Here is a 17,071-nt window from a genome sequence, read left to right as displayed (position 1 = left end):
GTTCGTCGGGAATTGGCAAGACCATGGTTGAATCCACACGCGGCTTCGGCTCGTCGGCATTGAACAGCGCGGTTTCGGGGATCCGCGACGCGTTCAGCCGCGACCAGCGCGCCTCCATCGCGGCCGGCGGCGGCGAGGCGGTGACCGCCATCCATGGCGCCACTCCCACCGGTCCGCGCGGGCGCCGCATGCTGTCGCCCAATACCTCGGTGGACAGCCTGGACCGCAACGCGCCGCGGGGCACCTATCTCGATATCCTGGCCTGAGGTCTCATGAAGCCGTCAGGGCCGACCCTTCGATCCATCCCCGAAGGCGATGACCGCGAACGTCTGGTCTGCGGCGATTGCGGCTTCGTGCTGTACGAAAACCCCAAGATCATCGTCGGCGCCGTGTGCACCTGGGGCGACAGCTACCTGATGGTCAAGCGGGCCATCGAACCCCGGCTGGGCTATTGGACCATGCCCATCGGCTACATGGAACTGGGCGAAACCACCGAGCAGGGCGCGCGGCGCGAGGTGTGGGAGGAAGCCCGCGCCGTGGTCGAGGTGGACGGCCTGCTGGCGGTGTTCTCCTTTCCCCAGATCGGCCAGGTCCACATGATCTATCGTGCCCGCCTGGTGACCCCCGAATTCGCCGCCGGACCGGAAAGCCTGGAAGCCGGGCTGTTCACCTGGGACGAGATCCCCTGGGACCATCTCGCCTATCCCAACGTCCGCATGGCGCTCGACTACGAGCGCGAGGTCAAGGGCAAGGCGGCGTTCGCGCCGATCGGGCTGTAGACGGCAAGGGGCATCTACCGAGAATTATCCTCATCACCGGGCTTGTCCCGGTGATCCATGCCCATCCGCCCGGTACATCGTGTCACGCGGCTTTCTGGTCGGGCCGCGTGGATGGCCGGAGGGTGCCTACATTCCCCTCGCTTCGGCCTCCGCCTCGTCGCGGGCGGCCACGTCGCCCGCCCGTCCGAACAGTTTGGCGGCGGCATGCATGGATTTGCGGGCCTCGTCCCGGCGTCCCTCGTCGGCCAGGATGCGGGCCATCAGGCGGGTGGCCTTGGCCTCGCCCAGCATATCGCCCACTTGCCGCAGCAGGCCCAGCGCCTCCTCGCACTCGGCCCGCGCCCGGTCGGGGTGGCCCAGCGCCCGCTGGATGGCGGCCATGGATTTCAGCGCCCCGGCCTCGCCCAGGGTATCCGAGGCGCGGCGGTAGCAGGCCAGGGCCTCGCGGTAGCGGTCCAGCGCCCGGTCCTGGTCGCCCTGGTCGCGCTCCATGTGGCCCAGTGCGCGGTGGACATGGCCGAGGCCCGAGAAATCGGCGGCGGATTCATAGAGTTCCAGGGCGGAAAGGTAGATGGAGCGGGCCTCCGGCCTGTCGTCTTCACGCAGGGACAGATGGGCGAGGCGCACCAGGATGGCGGCCTGCTCGCGCTGTTCGCCGTTTCGCGCGTGGATCTGGCGCGCCTCGACAAAGGCCTGGCGGGCGGCATTGCCGTGACCGGTCTCCGCCTCGAGATCGCCCATGCGGGTCAGCGCGTCGGCTTCGCCCCGCCGGTCCCCTGCCTCGTGGTACAGAAGGCGCGCCCGCAGACAGCATTCCCGCGCCCGCTGCTTTTCGCCCGACAGCCACAGGCTTTCCGCCTCGTCGAGCACCCGGTCGGCTTCGCTGCGGCTCATGCTTGCCCTCCGTGACGAAATTGCGACAGAACCAGGGTAAACTTCTCTCAGGCCGCTACCAAATATTCCTTTTATGTGGACGCAGGGGGGAATAAAAAACGGGTATGAGGTTGGTCCTGATTCTTGCCGTCATCGTTCTGGTCCGCCCATCGGCGTCGTTTGGCGCCGATTGCACGCAGCCCGCGGCTCCGGGGGTGGATTGGCAGCGTTGCTACATGGACGGACGCGACCTGACCCGGCACGACCTGAGCGGGGCGCGGCTGCGCGAGACCAGCTTCCAGCGCGCCCGCCTGACGGAAACGGTTCTGGCGAAGGTGGACGGCTATCGGGGCAAGTTCATCAGCGCCGTCATGACGGGCGCGCGGCTTGACGATGGGGTGTTCAGCGACGCCGATTTCACCAAGGCGGACCTAGCGGGGGCATCCCTGGCGCGGGCCGATCTGCGTCGCGCCCGCTTTTACCACGCCTCGCTGCGCGGCGCCGATCTGACGGGCGCCAAGACGCTGGGGGCCGATTTATTGAACGCCGACCTGTCCGGCGCCCGATGGACGGACGGAAAGACCATTTGCGCCGAGGGCTCCCTCGGCCAGTGCAATTGAGGTTCAGGTCACGATGAAGAGTCCGGATACCCTTGACGTCGCCGCCCATTGCGCCCGGGCGGCGCTGGCCATGATGGAGCGGCACAAGGTGCCGCCGCATCCCGAGAACTACGCCATCTGGTACGCCTATGTGGCCGGGCGCAATCCCGAACTGACCGCCGCCATCGACGAGATCCTGCGGTCGGGAAAGAAGTTCACCTCCAAGGTCAACGACCAGCTTTACGAACGCTTCGCCGTCTTTCCTCAGGACACCGCTGAACTGCGCGAGGTGGGCCAGAGGGTCGAGGAAGCGGTGGGGCGCGTGCTGGAATTCTTGAGCAACGCCAACCAGGGCACCACCAATTACGGCGCCGCGCTGGAGGATTTCAGCGGCAAGCTGGCCGATGGGCCGACCGCCGCCGGCCTGTCCGAGCTGATCTCGGGCATTCTGGCCGAGACCAAGGTGATGGCCGACCTTAACCGTCAGCTGGAATTGCGCCTTGAGAACTCGTCCAACGAGATCGCCCGCCTGCGCAACCATCTGGACGACCTGAAGCGCGAGGCATCCACCGACGCCCTGACCCAGCTGGCCAACCGCAAGCTGTTCGACCACTCGCTGAATCTGGCCGTGCTCGACGCCCGGGCCTCGGAGGCGCCGCTGTCCCTGCTGATGATCGACATCGATCACTTCAAGCAGTTCAACGACACCTATGGCCACCAGCTGGGTGATCAGGTTCTGAAGTTGGTGGCGCGCTCGCTGACCGAAATCGCCCAGGCCAAGGATACCGCCGCCCGCTACGGCGGCGAGGAATTCGCGGTGATCCTGCCCGCCACCTCGCTGGATAAGTCGGTGGAGGTGGCCGAAGCCATCCGCAATCAGGTGTCCACCAAGCGTCTGACCAACCGGCGGACCGGCCAGGTCCTGGGACAGGTGACCCTGTCCATCGGCGCCGCGGTGCTTCGGCCCGACGATGCGCCCGAGGGGCTGGTTCATCGCGCCGACGAGGCCATGTATCTGGCCAAGCGCGATGGACGCAACCGGGTGAAGAGCGAGGCTCACCTGGAAAATCCGTCAGCCGACGCTGCCAAATAGATGCGCCCCTGGACCCGCGCCGCCGCCGCCTGTATTACTGCTGGAGCGCGTGGCCGGGTGGGGTCGCGGCAATCGCGGGTGTGTGGTCCAAGATGATTCTGGAACGTCGCGTCATCGTTTTTCCCCGGGCGGATTTCCTTGATGCCATCCGTCGCTACGGCGAGCGGATCGGCAAGATGCTGCCCGACACGGCGCCCGATCTGCTCAGTTTCGACCCCTCCCAGGACATCGCGCTGACCATCCGCTTTCCGGCGGTGTTCGCCGGCGGTTCGCCCAAGGATTTCGTCTTTTCCCGCGATGACGTGGGCCAGGCGCTGACGCTGTATTGCCGCGAGCGCAAGGTGCCGCTGCCCAAGAATTCGGCCAAGCAGATCGAGAAGTTCAAGGACGGCGCCGCGCTGACCATGCAGATCGGCGGCGCCGGGCTGCACATCATGGTCATCGACGACCAGGAGGTGATGCGCAACATCATCAAGAAGCTGCTGGGCAAGGCCAATCCCGCCCAGATCTCCGAGGCCAGCGACGGGCTGAAGGCGCTGGAGATGCTGCGTTCGGGCGACGTGGACCCGGATGTCATCATCTGCGACCTGCATATGGAGCACATGGACGGCATCGAATTCCTGCGCACGCTGCGCACGGAAAAGGGCAACCTCAACAGCCGCAAGCCGGTGCTGATTCTCACCGGCGACAAATCCGAGCAGGCCCACGAGATCACCCGGCAGGTGGGCGCCTCCAAGGTCCTGACCAAGCCCATCGGCGCCGACGACCTGATCCGCCAGATCAATCTGGTGCGTGGCCATTTCGAGGCCGGACGCTGAGGCGAAGATAAGGGGGGGCAATGGGGATCTTCCGCTATTGCCGACTGGCGTTTCGCAGCCTGCTGATCCTGATCGAGCAGTTCCCGGTTTTTCTCCGCCTGTCGTGGCTGTGCATGGCGGTCAGCCTGCTGGGCGCGGCGGTGGCGTCGCGCCATGCCGTGGCCGGCGGCATCACCGATCTTCTGGCGCGCGGCGTCTTCGTGGTGGCATGGCTGCGCCTGGTGGGGCTGGGCGAGATACCCGCCAGCCGCCATTACTTCCGCCTGGGCCGCCGCGAGACCTTCGGCGCCCTGGCCTGGATGGCGTCCGAGGTGTTCATCGGCTTTCCCGCCCAGGTGATCTCGGCATCGCTGGCCATCGCCACCGGCGTGCCCATCGCCGATTCGGTGATGGTGCTGTCGGGATTGGCCAATCTGTTTCTTGGCGGGTTCTATCTGGTCCCCGCCGACGCGGCGCTGGAGCGGGCCGGTCAGTCGGGCAATCTGGGCTGGCGCGTGCCGGATCTGATGATCCGGGGCGGCCTGGCCCTGGGGGTGGCGGCCTTTGTGTGCTGGCTGCCGCTCAACCTGCTGCTGGAGGGGGTGCGCATGGCGCCCGAGCTGGATCTGCTCGACGGGCTGTCCCTGCGCGATGCCGTGGAGGTGCCGGTGCGCTATCTGGGCATGGCGCTGACCGCCGGAACCATGGCGCTGGCCTGGAACCGGCTGATGGCCGAGGAAACCGCCGACGAGTAGTTCAGAGTTCGGCCGCCGCGCGCAAATCGGCGATGCCTTCGCGGGCCAGGGCGTCGGCGCGCTCGTTCTCCGGGTGGCCGGCATGGCCCTTGACCCAGTGCCAGGAAATGCGGTGGCGCGCCGCGGCCTCGTCCAGCGCCTTCCACAGGTCGTCGTTCTTCACCGGCTTCTTGTCGGCGGTCTTCCAGCCCCGGGCCTTCCAGCCGCGCAGCCATTCGGTCATGCCCTTCTTGACGTATTCGCTGTCGGTGTAGAGGTCGACGGTGCAGGGCCGGGTCAGGGTGTTGAGCGCCACCAGCACCGCCGTCATCTCCATGCGGTTGTTGGTGGTCTGGGCCTCGCCGCCCTTCAGCTCGCGCTCGATGCCCTTGAAGCGCAGGATGGCCCCCCAGCCGCCGGGGCCGGGATTGCCGGAACAGGCGCCGTCGGTATAGATCTCGACGGATTCGGTTTTTTCTTCGTTCATCGCCCACGCTTTCCTGTCATCCCGACGACCATCGGGAGGAGGGATCTCATTCTGGTTTACCGTGCCCGATTTGGTTCTGTCGTGCCAAGCGGAGATCCCTCGCTCGCGCTCGGGATGACCGGGCAGAGGGAGTGCTATTCGATGCCGTACTGGCCGGGACCGCCGACGCCCTGGTGGAAGCGGAGCTTGCGGTAATACTCCATGGGGTCCTTGCGCTTGACCATGGCGCCGGGGGGCGTGTTCAGCCAGTCGTAGCTGCGCGTCAGCAAGAAGCGCATGGCGGCGCCCCTGGCCAGCAGCGGCAGGGCCAGCAATTCGTCGGCCGACAGCGGCCGGATTCTGCGGTAGCCGTTCAGCATCAGCCTGGCCTTGGTGGCGTTGAAGGCGCCGTCATCCTCGAAGCACCAGGCGTTGAGGCAGATGGCGATGTCGTAGGCCAGGATGTCGGTGCAGGCGAAGTAGAAATCGATGAAGCCCGACATGCGGTCGACGCCCGCCGCCTTGTCGGCGCGGAAGAACACGTTGTCGGGGAACAGATCGGCGTGGATCAGCCCCATGGGCAGGGATTTGGGCCAGTTGGCCTCCAGGTAATCCAGCTCGTCGGCGATGACCTGTTCCAGATCGGCCTTGATCTCGGCGGCGCGGGGCCGGATGGCGTCGAACAGCGGCCGCCAGCCGGCCACCGACAGGTTGTTGGCCCGCGTCAGCGGGAAGTCGGCCCCGGCCAGATGCATGGCGGCCATGGCCGGGCCCAGCTCGGCGCAGTGGTTGAGCGTGATGCGCCGGGTCCACATGCCCTTGAGGAAGCTGACGATGGCCGCGGGACGGCCGCACAGGGTGCGCAGGGCCTGTCCGTCGCGTCCCTTGATGGGGGTGGGGCAGGCGAGGCCTCGCGCCGCCAGATGCTCCATCAGGCCCAGGAAGAACGGCAGTTCCTCCGGGTTCACCCGCTTTTCATAGAGGGTGAGGATGTAGTTCCCCTGGTCGGTCTGCAGCAGGTAGTTGGTGTTCTCGACGCCTTCGGCGATGCCCTTGCACGACACCACTTCGCCGATGTCGTACTCGGCGGCGAAGTCTTCCAATTCGTCGTCGGAAACCTCGGTGTAGACGGCCATGCTCTCATCACTGCTTCAGGCTGGAATCGGCGGAAGGTACGATGATTCCGCCGATGACGCCAGTGACTACTCGGACAAGGCCTGCGGCAGCTTGAAGGTCACCGTCTCGGTGGTGACGCGGATTTCCTCGATGGTGACGTCGAAGCGCTCGCGCGCGGCCGCCACCACTTCCTCCACCAGGATTTCGGGGGCCGAGGCGCCGGCGGTGATGCCGAGCCGGTCGACGCCGTCCAGGAGGCTCCAATCCACCTCGGCGGCACGCTGGACCAGCACCGAGCGGGCGCAGCCGGCCCGGGCAGCCACTTCCACCAGGCGCGACGAGTTCGACGAATTGGGTGAGCCGATGACCATCAGGGCCTCGCAATGGGGCGCGATGGTCTTGACGGCGGCCTGGCGGTTGGTGGTGGCGTAGCAGATGTCTTCGCGCTTCGGCCCGACCATGTCGGGGAAGCGGCGCTGCAGCACGTCGATCACGGCCGCCGCGTCGTCCACCGACAGCGTGGTCTGGGTGATGTAGGCCAGCATGGAGGGGTCCTTGGGGGCGACCTTCTCCGCCTGTTCCGGCGTACCGACCAGCAGCACGGCGCCCTCGGGCACCTGGCCGATGGTGCCGATCACCTCGGGGTGGCCGGCATGGCCGATCATGATGATCTGGCGGCCCATGGCGTGATGCAGTTCGGCCTCGCGGTGGACCTTGGTCACCAGCGGGCAGGTGGCGTCCAGCGAGGTGAGCCCCCGGCGGTCGGCCTCGGCCGGGACGGTCTTGGGCACGCCATGGGCGGAGAAGACCACGGCGGCCGAATCCGGCACCTCGTTCAGTTCCTCGACGAACACCGCGCCCTTCTGGGCCAGCGATTCCACCACGAACTTGTTGTGGACGATCTCGTGGCGGACATAGACCGGAGCACCGTACTTCTCAAGCGCCCGCTCGACGATGTGGATGGCGCGGTCGACGCCGGCGCAGAAACCGCGCGGGCTGGCCAGCACCAGGGTCAGGGGCCTCTTGGCAACGCTTGTGGTCACTTTGTCGTTCTCCGGTTTGGCTGGGGGCCGTGGGGTTGGCGGCTTGTGTCCGCGCCCCGGCTTCACTACAGTCGGGGGCACCTTTACCAGATCATGTGGCGTTTAAGGAAGTTTGGCATGAACACCCCTCGCATTGCCCGCCTGCTGTTTTTCGTCCTGGCGGCCCCGCTGGTGCTTTCGGGGTGTGATTCCTGGTCGCGCATCAAGGGCAGGACGTCGCCGCCCTGTCCGCCGGTCTACATCATGGCCGACGCCGCCAAGATCATCAAATACCGGCCCGGCTCGGGGCGCGACCTGACCGACGTGGAGATGGAAGGCGAGGTGATCGCTTTCAAGGGCGATTGCGTCTACGACGACAAGGGCGGCGAGGTGTCGCTGCAACTGGGCTTCGAACTGCGGCGCGGCCCGGCAGCCAAGGGGCGCACCCTGGATGTGACCTATTTCGTCGCCGTCCCCAAATTCTATCCCGCCCCCGGCGCCAAGGGCGTGTTCACCTTCCCGGTGACCTTCCCCGACACCGTGGACCGCATCCGCGTCACCGACGACGAGGTGAGCATGCGGCTGCCGGTGCGCGACAAGGAACTCATTGATAATTATGAGATCTATCTCGGGTTCCAGCTGACTCCCGAGGAAATGGAGGATAACCGGCGCAACAAGCGCTGAGGCTTGTCCGACTCCCGTTGACTCCATCGCCGGCCTGGTTGATAAGATGGCCGGCACAGATGATCCCCGTGGGAGAGACCGGCCCCTTATCGGGCCGGCGCCGAAGGAGCAACCGCCCCTGGAAACTCTCAGGCAAAAGGACCGCGGGGGGATGAAACTCTGGAAAGCGTGCCGTCGGGTCCTTTAAGGTCTGGCGGCCCACCGACGATGAAAGCCACGACGCCCGTTCGGGCGGAGCGGTGAATCTTTCAGGTTCCCAGACAGAGGGGGGCAAGCCGGGTGACGTCACAGCCATGCCCGGTGCCCTTCAATTTCCCGCGCGGCGCTGCCGTGAAGGAGGAACCCGGTGTCTGAGTCCGATACTCCCCTGTTGACTGTCCCCCTGGACGCCCTGCACCGCGAGCTGGGGGCCAAGATGGTGCCCTTCGCCGGCTACGCCATGCCGGTGCAGTATCCCGCCGGCGTGCTGGCCGAGCACCTGCACACCCGTTCGGGTGCCGCCCTGTTCGACGTCTCCCACATGGGCCAGGCGGAAATCCGTGGGCCCAAGGCGGTGGAGCTGCTGGAAACCCTGGTGCCCGGCGACATCCAGGCCTTGGGAATCGGCAAGACCCGCTATTCGGTGTTCACCAACGACCAGGGCGGCATCCTCGACGACCTGATGATCAGCAAGCTGGCCGACGACCACCTGTTCCTGGTGATCAACGCCGCCTGCAAGCACGCCGACTTCGCCCATCTCGTCCGGCATCTGGGCGGCAAGGTGGAGCTTCGCATGATCGAGGACCGCTCGCTGCTGGCGCTGCAAGGCCCCGGCGCGGCCGCCGCCATGGCGACGCTGTGCCCCGAGGCCTGCGCCATGACCTTCATGACCATCGCCGAGATCACGGTGGCGGGCATTCCGGTGCTGGCCACCCGCTCGGGCTATACCGGCGAGGACGGCTGGGAGATGTCGGTGGCCAATGCTGATGCGGAAAAGCTGGCCCGCACCCTGCTGGCCGCGCCGGGCGTCATGCCGGCCGGTCTGGGGGCGCGCGACTCCCTTCGCTTGGAGGCCGGGCTGTGCCTCTACGGCTCGGACATCGACACCACCACCACCCCGGTCCAGGCCAACATCGCCTGGATCATGAGCAAGCGCCGCAAGACCGAAGGGGGTTTCCCCGGCGCCGCAATCATCCAGAAGCAGTTGGCCGAGGGCCCGCCAACGCTCCGGGTCGGTATCCAGCCGGACGGCAAGGCCCCGGCCCGCGCCCATACCGAGATCACCGACGAGGCGGGCAACCGCCTGGGCGAAATCTGCTCCGGCGGCTTCGGCCCGTCGGCGGGCGGCCCGGTGGCCATGGGCTATGTGCCCGCCGCTTTCGCCGCTATCGGGACCAGGCTGAAACTGGTGGTGCGCGGCAAGGCCATGGACGCCCATGTCTCGGCCCTGCCGTTCGTGCCGCATCGTTATTTCAAAGGCTGAGGGGAAATCTTCAAATGAGCAGCAAGCGTTTCACCAAGGATCACGAGTGGATCAGCGTCGAGGGTGACGTCGGCACCGTCGGCATCAGCGATTACGCCCAGCACGCGCTGGGCGACGTGGTGTTCGTCGAGGTCCCCGATTCCGGCCGCCAACTGGCCAAGGGCGACGAGGCGGCGGTGGTGGAATCGGTCAAGGCCGCCTCCGAGGTCTATTCCCCGGTGTCGGGCACCGTGACCAAGGGCAACCAGGCCATCGTCGACCAGCCCGGCCTGGTCAACGAGGATGCCGAGGGCGCCGCCTGGTTCTTCAAGTTGACGCTCGCCAACCCGGCCGAGCTCGACGACCTGATGGATCAGGCCGCCTACGACGCGTATCTCAAGACCCTGGAATAGGCCCCATCCCATGCGCTACCTGCCGCTGACCGAGTCCGACCGCCGCGCCATGCTCGACGTGATCGGGGCGAAAAGCGTGGACGAGCTGTTCCGCGACGTGCCCCCGTCCGCCCGCCTGGACCAGCCGTTGCCGCTTCCCCGCCACCAGGGCGAGATGGAGGTGGAGCGCGCCTTCACCCGCATGGCCGGCAAGAACCTCTCGGCGGGGTGCGCCCCCTTCTTCATCGGAGCCGGCGTCTATCGCCACCACATCCCGGCGGCGGTGGACCAGCTGCTGTTGCGCGGCGAGTTCCTCACCGCCTACACGCCCTACCAGCCCGAGGTTTCCCAGGGCACCCTGCAGGTGCTGTTCGAGTTCCAGACCCAGGTGGCGACCATCACCGGCATGGATGTGGCCAACGCCTCCATGTATGACGGCGCCACGGCCACCGCCGAGGCGGCCATCATGGCGTGTCGCATCACCAAGCGGAACAAGGTAATCGTTTCGGGCGGGGTGCATCCCCATTACGCCGAGACGGTGGAAACCTCGCTGCGCTACACCGAGATGGAAGCCGACATCCTGCCCCCCGACCCCCTGGGGCTGGAGGACATGATCGGAAGGGTGGATTCGAAGACCGCCTGCGTGGTGGTGCAGAATCCCGGCTTTTTCGGCACGGTGCGCGACCTGCGGCCGCTGGCGGCGCTCTGCCACGAGGCGGGCGCCCTGCTGGTGGTGATGGTGGCCGAGCCCACCAGCCTCGGCCTGATCGAATCCCCCGGCGCCATGGGGGCCGACATCGTGGTGTGCGAAGGGCAGAGCCTCGGCATGGGGCTAAATTTCGGCGGTCCCGGCCTCGGCCTGTTCGCCACGCGCGAGAAATATCTGCGCCAGATGCCCGGCCGTCTGGCCGGCCAGACCGTGGACGTGGACGGCCGCCGCGGCTGGGTGCTGACCCTGTCCACCCGCGAGCAGCATATCCGCCGCGAGAAGGCCACCAGCAACATCTGCACCAATTCGGGCCTCTGCGCCCTGGCCTTCTCCATCCACCTGACCATGCTGGGCGGCACCGGCTTCGGCCGTCTGGCCGAGCTGAACCATCTGGCCGCCACCAGGCTGGAGCAGAAGCTTCGGGCCGTGAAGGGTGTGCGGGTGCTGCCGCAAAGCTATTACAACGAGTTCGCCGTGCATCTGGGCGACGAGACGGATGCGGCCGCCGTGGTGGATGCCCTGGCGGACAAGGGGATTCTGGCCGGTGTTCCGGCGTCGCGCTTCTATCCCAGCTTCCCCGAGCTCAAGTCGGTGCTGATCCTGGCCGCCACCGAAACCAACACCGAGGACGACATGGACAAGCTTGTCGCCGCCCTGAAGGAGGCCGTGTGATGAGCGAGACCATTTCCGGCAACCGCGCGCTGCAGATCGAAGAGAAGCTGATCTTCGAGATGGACAATCCCGGCTCTGTCGCCATCGACCTGCCCGAGCCGGCGCCCTTCGACCTGGAACGGCTGGGCGACGCGCCCCGGCGCGGACCCGTGGCGCTGCCCGATCTGTCCGAGCCCCAGGTGGTGCGCCACTACACCCGCCTGTCGCAGAAGAATTACGGCATCGACACCGGCTTCTACCCGCTGGGCTCGTGCACCATGAAGCACAACCCCCGCCTGTCGGAGAAAGTGGCCCGCCTGCCCGGTCTCGCCGATCTGCATCCGCTGCAGCCGCAAAAGACCGTGCAGGGCGCGCTGGAGGTGATCGACACACTGGCCCATTGGCTGAAGGAGCTGACCGGCATGCCGGCGGTGGCCATGAGCCCGGCGGCCGGCGCCCACGGCGAGTGGTGCGGCCTGATGGCCATCCGCGCCGCCCACGAGGACAAGGGCGAGGGACACCGCCGCCGCGTCCTGGTGCCGGAAAGCGCCCACGGCACCAACCCGGCTTCCGCCGCCATGTGCGGCTACACCGTCGACCCCATTCCGGCGCTGGAGAATGGGCGGGTGGATCTGGCGGCCCTGAAGGCCAAGCTGGGCCCCGACGTGGCGGCCCTGATGCTGACCAATCCCAACACCTGCGGCCTGTTCGAGACCGAGATCGTCGAGATCGCGGCCGCCGTGCACGGGGCCGGAGCCTATTTCTACTGCGACGGCGCCAATTTTAACGCCATCGTCGGCCGGGTGAAGATCGCTGACCTCGGCATCGACACCATGCACATCAACCTGCACAAGACCTTTTCCACGCCGCACGGCGGCGGCGGTCCCGGCGCCGGTCCCACCGTGCTGTCGGCGGCGCTGGCCCCCTTCGCCCCCGTGCCCTACGTGGTGCATGGGGCCAAGGGACTGGAGATGGTCGAGGGCAAGCGCGACGGCGCCAAGCCCTTCGGCCGGGTCAAGGGCTTCCACGGCCAGTTCGGCGTGTTCATCCGGGCGCTGGCCTACATCCTGTCCATGGGCTCGGACGGGTTGCGCCAGGCGTCCTCGGACGCGGTGCTGAACGCCAATTACCTGCTGGCTTCGCTGAAGGACGACCTGTCGGCCTCGTTCGAGGGCCCCTGCATGCACGAGGCGCTGTTCGACGACCGCTTCCTCAAGGACACCGGTGTCACCACCCTGGATTTCGCCAAGGCGATGATCGACGAGGGCTACCATCCCATGACCATGTACTTCCCGCTGGTGGTGCATGGCGCCCTGCTGATGGAGCCCACCGAGACCGAGTCCAAGGAGACCCTGGACCAGTATATCGGGGTGGTGAAGGGGCTTGCGGCTAAGGCCAAGGCCGGTGCCGCCGACGAGTTCAAGGCGGCTCCGCGGCTGACCCCCCGGCGGCGCCTGGACGAGACCCTGGCGGCGCGCACGCCCGTGCTGCGCTGGAAGCCGGCGGCGGAATAGAACCACAGGTTCATGGGGCGGAGGAGGGCTCCTCCGCCCCATCACAAAGCGGTTCGGAATCACACCAACACTTACTTGCCCGCCGCCAACCTTTGGCCTAGGCTTTGAGCCAGGACACGAGGGGAATGGGTATGGCGGACAAGGACGATCTCGGCCGGTCGAGCGACATGTATGTCGCCTTTGCATTCGCGGCCGCCGACGTTCTCCTGGAACTGGATTATGAGGGCAACACCGTTTTCGCGGTGGGCGCCGCCATGGCGTTGTTGGGGCGTGGCGCCCGGGCCCTGACCGGCCAGCCCCTGGCCAGGATCATCCATCCCAACGACCATACCGCGCTAAGCCAGGCCTTAAAGCAGATGTCAGGTGGGGAGAGGGTGCGCAACGCCGTCCTTCGCGTGCTGCGCCCCGACGGTAAGGCGTCCGAGGTGACGCTGTCGGGCTATCGCCATCCCAGCACGCCCGACCGCCTGATGGTGGCCTTGGGCCATCCCGGCGGTTTCCACGCCCACAAGGAAGACCGGGTGGGTGAGACCGGGCTTTTGGACAAGGACAGCTTCCAGGCCATGGCGGCCAGCCTGCTGGAAAGCGCGGCGCCGGACGACCCCTATCAGCTGACTCTGGTCGAGTTGCCCAAGATCGACGCCCTGTCCGGCGATGCCGAGGCCCAGGAGGCTCTGGCCACCGAACTGGGGAACAGGCTGAAAGCGCTGTCGGTGGGCGGCGACGGTGTCGGCCAACTGGACGACGGCAAGTTCGGCGTTCTGCACTCGGCCTCGGTCTCGGCCGATTCCATCAGCCAGTCGGTGACCCAGGCGGCGGTGGTTCTGCCCGACGCGCCGCCCATCCAGGCGACGCTGGCTACCTTGATGCTGGACGTGGCCGACGTGCCGCCCGAGGAAGCGGCGCGCGCGCTGACCTACACGCTGAACCGATTCGCCATGGAAGCCGAGAACGGCGGCAACCTCGCCGATCTGATGAAGGATCTGCAGCCCCGCCTGTCGGCCACCGTCAAGCAGATGAACGACGTGCGCAACACGGTGACGGGGGGTGATTTCGACCTGATGTTCCAGCCCATCGTCGATCTGTGGACCGGCGTGGTGCACCACTTCGAATGTCTGGTGCGCTTCAAGGGCGAGGACAACAAGTCCCCCTACGAGACGGTGACCTTCGCCGAGGATACCGGCATGGTCGGCATGCTGGACATGGCGCTTTTGGAGCGCGCCATCGGGTTCATGCGGTCCAGTGTCGCCAACAACGAATCGCTCAAGTTCGCCGTCAACCTGTCGGGCTATTCCCTGTCCGATCCCACGGTGGTGCGGCGCTTGAAGGAGATCCTCACCACCACCAAGGACCTGCGCAAGCGCCTGGTGTTCGAGATGACCGAATCCGCCCAGGTCCGCGACCTGAAGGCGGTCAACGACGTCATCCAGATCATCCGCAAGCAGGGCCACGAGGTCTGCCTGGACGATTTCGGCGCCGGCCATGCCGCCTTCCACTACCTGCGCGCCTTGAAGGTGGACAACGTCAAGATCGACGGCTCCTACATCAAGGACGCCATGCGCAACAACGAGGACGTCTCGTTCATCAAGGCCATCGTCGGCCTGTGTACCGAGCTGGGCGTCACCACCACCGCCGAATACGTGGAAGACGCCGAGACCGCCAATCTGCTGAAGCTGCTGAAGGTGCGCTTCGGCCAGGGCTGGTATTTCGGCAAGCCGCTCCGCCCGTCGTCTGACGACATCCGCACCGCCTGGCGCACTCCGACGCTGGGGTGGAAGCAAGGGTTGCTCTACTTCACCAAATAGGGCGCAAACCCGTTTCCTCCCGCCCCGCTTTGAGATAAGCATGGGGGATGAGCACGTCCCAGACCCTGCAGGGCGACATACCGGTCGGCAACTGGATCGACCGTTACGTTCCCGCCGCCGCCCGGCCCTACTTCCGCCTGATGCGCCTCGACCGGCCCATCGGTACGTGGCTGCTGCTGTTTCCCTGCTGGTGGAGCATCGCGCTGGCCGGTTCGGGCTGGCCCGACCTCTGGCTGTTCGCCCTGTTCGCCGTCGGCGCGGTGGTGATGCGGGGGGCCGGGTGCACCTTCAACGACTGGGCCGACCGCGACTTCGACGGCCGCGTGGCCCGCACCGCCTCTCGCCCCATTCCGTCGGGCGCGGTCAGCCCCACCCAGGCGCTGGCCTTCCTGGGGCTGCAATTGCTGATCGGCCTGGCCGTGCTGATGCAGCTCAACAACTTCGCCATCGCCGTGGGCATCGCCTCGCTGCTGCTGGTGTTTCCCTATCCCTTCATGAAGCGCATCACCTACTGGCCGCAGGCGTGGCTGGGGCTGACCTTCAATTGGGGCGCACTTTTGGGCTGGGCGGCGGTGAGCGGCCATATGGGCCTGCCCGCGCTGCTGCTCTATGCCGCCGGGCCGTTCTGGACGCTGGGTTACGACACCATCTACGCCCACCAGGACAAGGAGGACGACGCCATGATCGGCGTGAAGTCCACCGCGCTCCGCCTGGGTGACAAGACGGTGGCGTGGCTGTGGCTGTTCTATCCCATGACCCTGGCCCTGATCGGCGCGGCGGGGTGGGCGGCCAATCTCTCCTGGGCGTTCTGGCCGGGCCTCGCGCTGGCTGGCGGCCACCTCCTGTGGCAGATCAGGACCGTCGACATCCACGACGGCGCCGACTGCCTGGACAAGTTCAAGTCCAACCGCCATTTCGGCTGGCTGGTCCTGGCGGCCATCTTGGCGGGGAAACTGCTGTGACCCCCGTCTCCGCCACCTTTGAGGCCGCCTCCCAATTCATCCGCGCCAACACGGAAGTGTCGCACCCGCCGGCCTGTCCCGAGATCAAGCTGTGGACGGCGACCGAGGTGACGCCCCTGTGGGAAGCCACGGAGGAGGCGCTGCTGCGCGTCAACCTGCCGCCGCCCTATTGGGCATTCTGCTGGGCGGGGGGCCAGGCGCTGACCCGCTGGGTGCTGGACCATCCCGAACTGGTGGCCGGCAAGCGCGTGCTGGACTTCGCCGCCGGATCGGGGGTGACCGCCCTGGCCGCCGCCAAGGTGGGGGCGGCCAGGGTCGAGGCCGCCGAGATCGACCCCATGGCCTGCTACGCCATCCGTCTCAACGCCGAACTGAACGGCGTCGATGTGGAGGTGCTGGCCGACGACGTGGTGGGCAGTCCCTGCCGCTGGGACGTGGTGATGGCCGGCGATGTCTGCTACGAGGCGCCCATGACGGCGCATATCTGGCCGTGGCTGGTGAGCCTTGCCGCCGAGGGGGCCATGGTGGTGATGGCCGATCCGGGCCGCGCCTACCTGCCCAAGACCGGTCTGCTGCGGGTCGGCCACTACACCGTGATCACCAGCCTGGACCTGGAAGACAAGGCCCAGCGCGACGTGGGCATCTTCAAGATCGTCGGCTGAGGTCTATTCGCCCACGTTCAGCAGCGCACCCCTGACCCTTGCCCCGTGCCAGGCCCACAGGAACAGGCCGGCGCCGAGCGCCAGGTAAAGGGCGTTGAGCGCCAGCGCCGAGGCCAGCAGGTCGAGGCGCATGGTTCCCTCGAACACCACGGCGCGCATGCCCTCGAACACATGGGCGGGGGGCAGGGCCCAGGCCACCGGCTGCAGCCAGTGGGGCAGGGTGCTGATGGGGTAGTAGATGCCGGCCAAGGGCGCCATGGCGAAGATCAGCACCCAGGCCAGACTTTCCGCCCCCAGGCCGAAGCGCAGCACCAGGGCCGACACCGCGAGGCCCATGGCCCAGCCGCTGACCATCAGGCAGACCCAGAAGGCCACCAGGGGCAGGCCCAGCGTGAAGATGGAGTAGTGGTAGAGCGGAATGGCCAGGATTGCGGCGGGCAGCACGCCGATCACCGTCCTGATCAGGCTCATGGTCAGCATGGCGACGACCAGTTCGTGGGGGCGCAAGGGGCTGACCGACAGGTGCCCCAGATTGCGCGACCACATCTCCTCGAGGAAGCTGAGCGCCACCCCCAGATTGCCGCGGAACATCACGTCCCACAGCAGCACCGCGCCGATCAGGATGCCGCCCGCCTGGGCCACCCAGGACGAGTGCTCGGCGAAGAAGCGGTTGGTGAAGCCCCACACCACCATGTTGACGGCGGGCCAGTAGGCCATCTCCAGAAGACGCGGCCACGAGCCCTTGAGGATGTAAAGGTGGCGCAGGCACATG

Annotated in this window: 19 protein-coding genes and 1 riboswitch; of the genes, 14 read left to right on the top strand and 5 right to left on the bottom strand. The window is 66.9% G+C overall.

Going from position 1 to position 17,071, the window contains the following annotated elements; genetic code table 11:
* The first annotated feature begins 23 nt into the window (after positions 1-23).
* On the top strand, positions 24-266 hold the full coding sequence (locus WV31_RS01560; protein ID WP_085372022.1) for a hypothetical protein: 243 nt from the start codon (positions 24-26) through the stop codon (positions 264-266).
* Positions 267-272: 6 nt separating this feature from the next.
* Positions 273-779, top strand: a complete 507-nt coding sequence (locus tag WV31_RS01555) for an NUDIX hydrolase (RefSeq protein WP_085372021.1) — start codon at positions 273-275, stop codon at positions 777-779.
* Positions 780-905: 126 nt separating this feature from the next.
* Here WV31_RS01555 and WV31_RS01550 read toward each other — a convergent pair whose 3' ends face one another.
* Complete coding sequence (locus tag WV31_RS01550; RefSeq protein WP_085372020.1) at positions 906-1,673, bottom strand: tetratricopeptide repeat protein; 768 nt, start codon at positions 1,671-1,673, stop codon at positions 906-908.
* 104 nt (positions 1,674-1,777) lie between these two features.
* On the opposite strand from WV31_RS01550, the gene WV31_RS01545 reads away from it, so the two are divergent.
* From WV31_RS01545 to WV31_RS01530, 4 genes are all read left to right on the top strand, one after another.
* Positions 1,778-2,272, top strand: a complete 495-nt coding sequence (locus tag WV31_RS01545) for a pentapeptide repeat-containing protein (protein ID WP_085372019.1) — start codon at positions 1,778-1,780, stop codon at positions 2,270-2,272.
* A 13-nt stretch (positions 2,273-2,285) separates the two neighbouring features.
* Entirely contained in the window at positions 2,286-3,344 is a 1,059-nt protein-coding gene (locus WV31_RS01540; RefSeq protein WP_085372018.1) for a GGDEF domain-containing protein, read from the top strand.
* Positions 3,345-3,436: 92 nt separating this feature from the next.
* Positions 3,437-4,162: a response regulator gene (locus tag WV31_RS01535; RefSeq protein WP_068438118.1), complete on the top strand. Its 726-nt coding sequence runs from the start codon at positions 3,437-3,439 to the stop codon at positions 4,160-4,162.
* Between the two features lie 20 nt (positions 4,163-4,182).
* Entirely contained in the window at positions 4,183-4,896 is a 714-nt protein-coding gene (locus tag WV31_RS01530; RefSeq protein ID WP_085372017.1) for a hypothetical protein, read from the top strand.
* Between the two features lies 1 nt (position 4,897).
* On the opposite strand, the gene rnhA is transcribed toward WV31_RS01530, so the two are convergent.
* The 3 genes from rnhA to ispH form a co-directional block, all read right to left on the bottom strand.
* Positions 4,898-5,362 (bottom strand): ribonuclease HI, encoded by a 465-nt coding sequence (gene rnhA / locus WV31_RS01525; RefSeq protein WP_085372016.1) that lies wholly within the window; start codon positions 5,360-5,362, stop codon positions 4,898-4,900.
* Positions 5,363-5,496: 134 nt separating this feature from the next.
* Positions 5,497-6,477 (bottom strand): homoserine kinase, encoded by a 981-nt coding sequence (locus WV31_RS01520; RefSeq protein WP_085372015.1) that lies wholly within the window; start codon positions 6,475-6,477, stop codon positions 5,497-5,499.
* Between the two features lie 66 nt (positions 6,478-6,543).
* Positions 6,544-7,500, bottom strand: coding sequence for a 4-hydroxy-3-methylbut-2-enyl diphosphate reductase (gene ispH / locus WV31_RS01515; RefSeq protein ID WP_085372014.1), 957 nt, complete (start codon positions 7,498-7,500; stop codon positions 6,544-6,546).
* Between the two features lie 117 nt (positions 7,501-7,617).
* Between ispH and WV31_RS01510 the strand changes: the two genes are divergently transcribed.
* The 8 genes from WV31_RS01510 (at position 7,618) to WV31_RS01475 (ending at position 16,299) form a co-directional block, all read left to right on the top strand.
* Positions 7,618-8,163 (top strand): hypothetical protein, encoded by a 546-nt coding sequence (locus WV31_RS01510; RefSeq protein WP_085372013.1) that lies wholly within the window; start codon positions 7,618-7,620, stop codon positions 8,161-8,163.
* A gap of 59 nt (positions 8,164-8,222) precedes the next feature.
* Positions 8,223-8,317: riboswitch (glycine riboswitch) on the top strand.
* 192 nt (positions 8,318-8,509) lie between these two features.
* Positions 8,510-9,625 carry a glycine cleavage system aminomethyltransferase GcvT gene (gene gcvT / locus WV31_RS01505; protein WP_085372012.1) on the top strand — a complete coding sequence of 372 codons (1,116 nt, stop codon included), beginning with the start codon at positions 8,510-8,512 and terminating at the stop codon, positions 9,623-9,625.
* 14 nt (positions 9,626-9,639) lie between these two features.
* Positions 9,640-10,017: a glycine cleavage system protein GcvH gene (gene gcvH, locus WV31_RS01500; protein WP_085372011.1), complete on the top strand. Its 378-nt coding sequence runs from the start codon at positions 9,640-9,642 to the stop codon at positions 10,015-10,017.
* Positions 10,018-10,027: 10 nt separating this feature from the next.
* Positions 10,028-11,377, top strand: a complete 1,350-nt coding sequence (gcvPA, locus tag WV31_RS01495; RefSeq protein WP_085372010.1) for an aminomethyl-transferring glycine dehydrogenase subunit GcvPA — start codon at positions 10,028-10,030, stop codon at positions 11,375-11,377.
* Positions 11,377-12,870: an aminomethyl-transferring glycine dehydrogenase subunit GcvPB gene (gene gcvPB, locus WV31_RS01490; RefSeq protein WP_085372009.1), complete on the top strand. Its 1,494-nt coding sequence runs from the start codon at positions 11,377-11,379 to the stop codon at positions 12,868-12,870. The genes gcvPA and gcvPB overlap by 1 nt, the downstream gene beginning before the upstream one ends.
* 131 nt (positions 12,871-13,001) lie before the next feature.
* A complete protein-coding gene (locus tag WV31_RS01485) occupies positions 13,002-14,675 on the top strand; it encodes an EAL domain-containing protein (protein WP_237051436.1) in 1,674 nt (557 codons plus the stop codon).
* A 47-nt stretch (positions 14,676-14,722) separates the two neighbouring features.
* Positions 14,723-15,637: a 4-hydroxybenzoate octaprenyltransferase gene (gene ubiA, locus WV31_RS01480; RefSeq protein WP_085372007.1), complete on the top strand. Its 915-nt coding sequence runs from the start codon at positions 14,723-14,725 to the stop codon at positions 15,635-15,637.
* On the top strand, positions 15,634-16,299 hold the full coding sequence (locus tag WV31_RS01475; RefSeq protein ID WP_085372006.1) for a class I SAM-dependent methyltransferase: 666 nt from the start codon (positions 15,634-15,636) through the stop codon (positions 16,297-16,299). The genes ubiA and WV31_RS01475 overlap by 4 nt, the downstream gene beginning before the upstream one ends.
* Before the next feature lie 3 nt (positions 16,300-16,302).
* Here the strand turns inward: WV31_RS01475 and WV31_RS01470 are convergent, their stop codons facing one another.
* Positions 16,303-17,070: an ABC transporter permease gene (locus WV31_RS01470; protein ID WP_085375419.1), complete on the bottom strand. Its 768-nt coding sequence runs from the start codon at positions 17,068-17,070 to the stop codon at positions 16,303-16,305.
* Between the last annotated feature and the right edge of the window lies 1 nt (position 17,071).

The organism is Magnetospirillum sp. ME-1 (assembly GCF_002105535.1).
Lineage (GTDB): Bacteria > Pseudomonadota > Alphaproteobacteria > Rhodospirillales > Magnetospirillaceae > Phaeospirillum.
This window is presented reverse-complemented; position numbering and strand designations above follow the sequence as displayed.

What these genes read in the sequence shown, in the direction of transcription:
- WV31_RS01560 (WP_085372022.1), top strand. Translation starts at nt 24, where the DNA reads ATGGTTGAATCCACACGCGGCTTCGGCTCGTCGGCATTGAACAGCGCG.
- WV31_RS01555 (WP_085372021.1), top strand. Translation starts at nt 273, where the DNA reads ATGAAGCCGTCAGGGCCGACCCTTCGATCCATCCCCGAAGGCGATGAC.
- WV31_RS01550 (WP_085372020.1), bottom strand. Translation starts at nt 1,673, where the DNA reads ATGAGCCGCAGCGAAGCCGACCGGGTGCTCGACGAGGCGGAAAGCCTG.
- WV31_RS01545 (WP_085372019.1), top strand. Translation starts at nt 1,778, where the DNA reads ATGAGGTTGGTCCTGATTCTTGCCGTCATCGTTCTGGTCCGCCCATCG.
- WV31_RS01540 (WP_085372018.1), top strand. Translation starts at nt 2,286, where the DNA reads ATGAAGAGTCCGGATACCCTTGACGTCGCCGCCCATTGCGCCCGGGCG.
- WV31_RS01535 (WP_068438118.1), top strand. Translation starts at nt 3,437, where the DNA reads ATGATTCTGGAACGTCGCGTCATCGTTTTTCCCCGGGCGGATTTCCTT.
- WV31_RS01530 (WP_085372017.1), top strand. Translation starts at nt 4,183, where the DNA reads ATGGGGATCTTCCGCTATTGCCGACTGGCGTTTCGCAGCCTGCTGATC.
- rnhA (WP_085372016.1), bottom strand. Translation starts at nt 5,362, where the DNA reads ATGAACGAAGAAAAAACCGAATCCGTCGAGATCTATACCGACGGCGCC.
- WV31_RS01520 (WP_085372015.1), bottom strand. Translation starts at nt 6,477, where the DNA reads ATGGCCGTCTACACCGAGGTTTCCGACGACGAATTGGAAGACTTCGCC.
- WV31_RS01510 (WP_085372013.1), top strand. Translation starts at nt 7,618, where the DNA reads ATGAACACCCCTCGCATTGCCCGCCTGCTGTTTTTCGTCCTGGCGGCC.
- gcvH (WP_085372011.1), top strand. Translation starts at nt 9,640, where the DNA reads ATGAGCAGCAAGCGTTTCACCAAGGATCACGAGTGGATCAGCGTCGAG.
- gcvPA (WP_085372010.1), top strand. Translation starts at nt 10,028, where the DNA reads ATGCGCTACCTGCCGCTGACCGAGTCCGACCGCCGCGCCATGCTCGAC.
- gcvPB (WP_085372009.1), top strand. Translation starts at nt 11,377, where the DNA reads ATGAGCGAGACCATTTCCGGCAACCGCGCGCTGCAGATCGAAGAGAAG.
- WV31_RS01485 (WP_237051436.1), top strand. Translation starts at nt 13,002, where the DNA reads ATGGCGGACAAGGACGATCTCGGCCGGTCGAGCGACATGTATGTCGCC.
- ubiA (WP_085372007.1), top strand. Translation starts at nt 14,723, where the DNA reads ATGAGCACGTCCCAGACCCTGCAGGGCGACATACCGGTCGGCAACTGG.
- WV31_RS01470 (WP_085375419.1), bottom strand. Translation starts at nt 17,070, where the DNA reads ATGTGCCTGCGCCACCTTTACATCCTCAAGGGCTCGTGGCCGCGTCTT.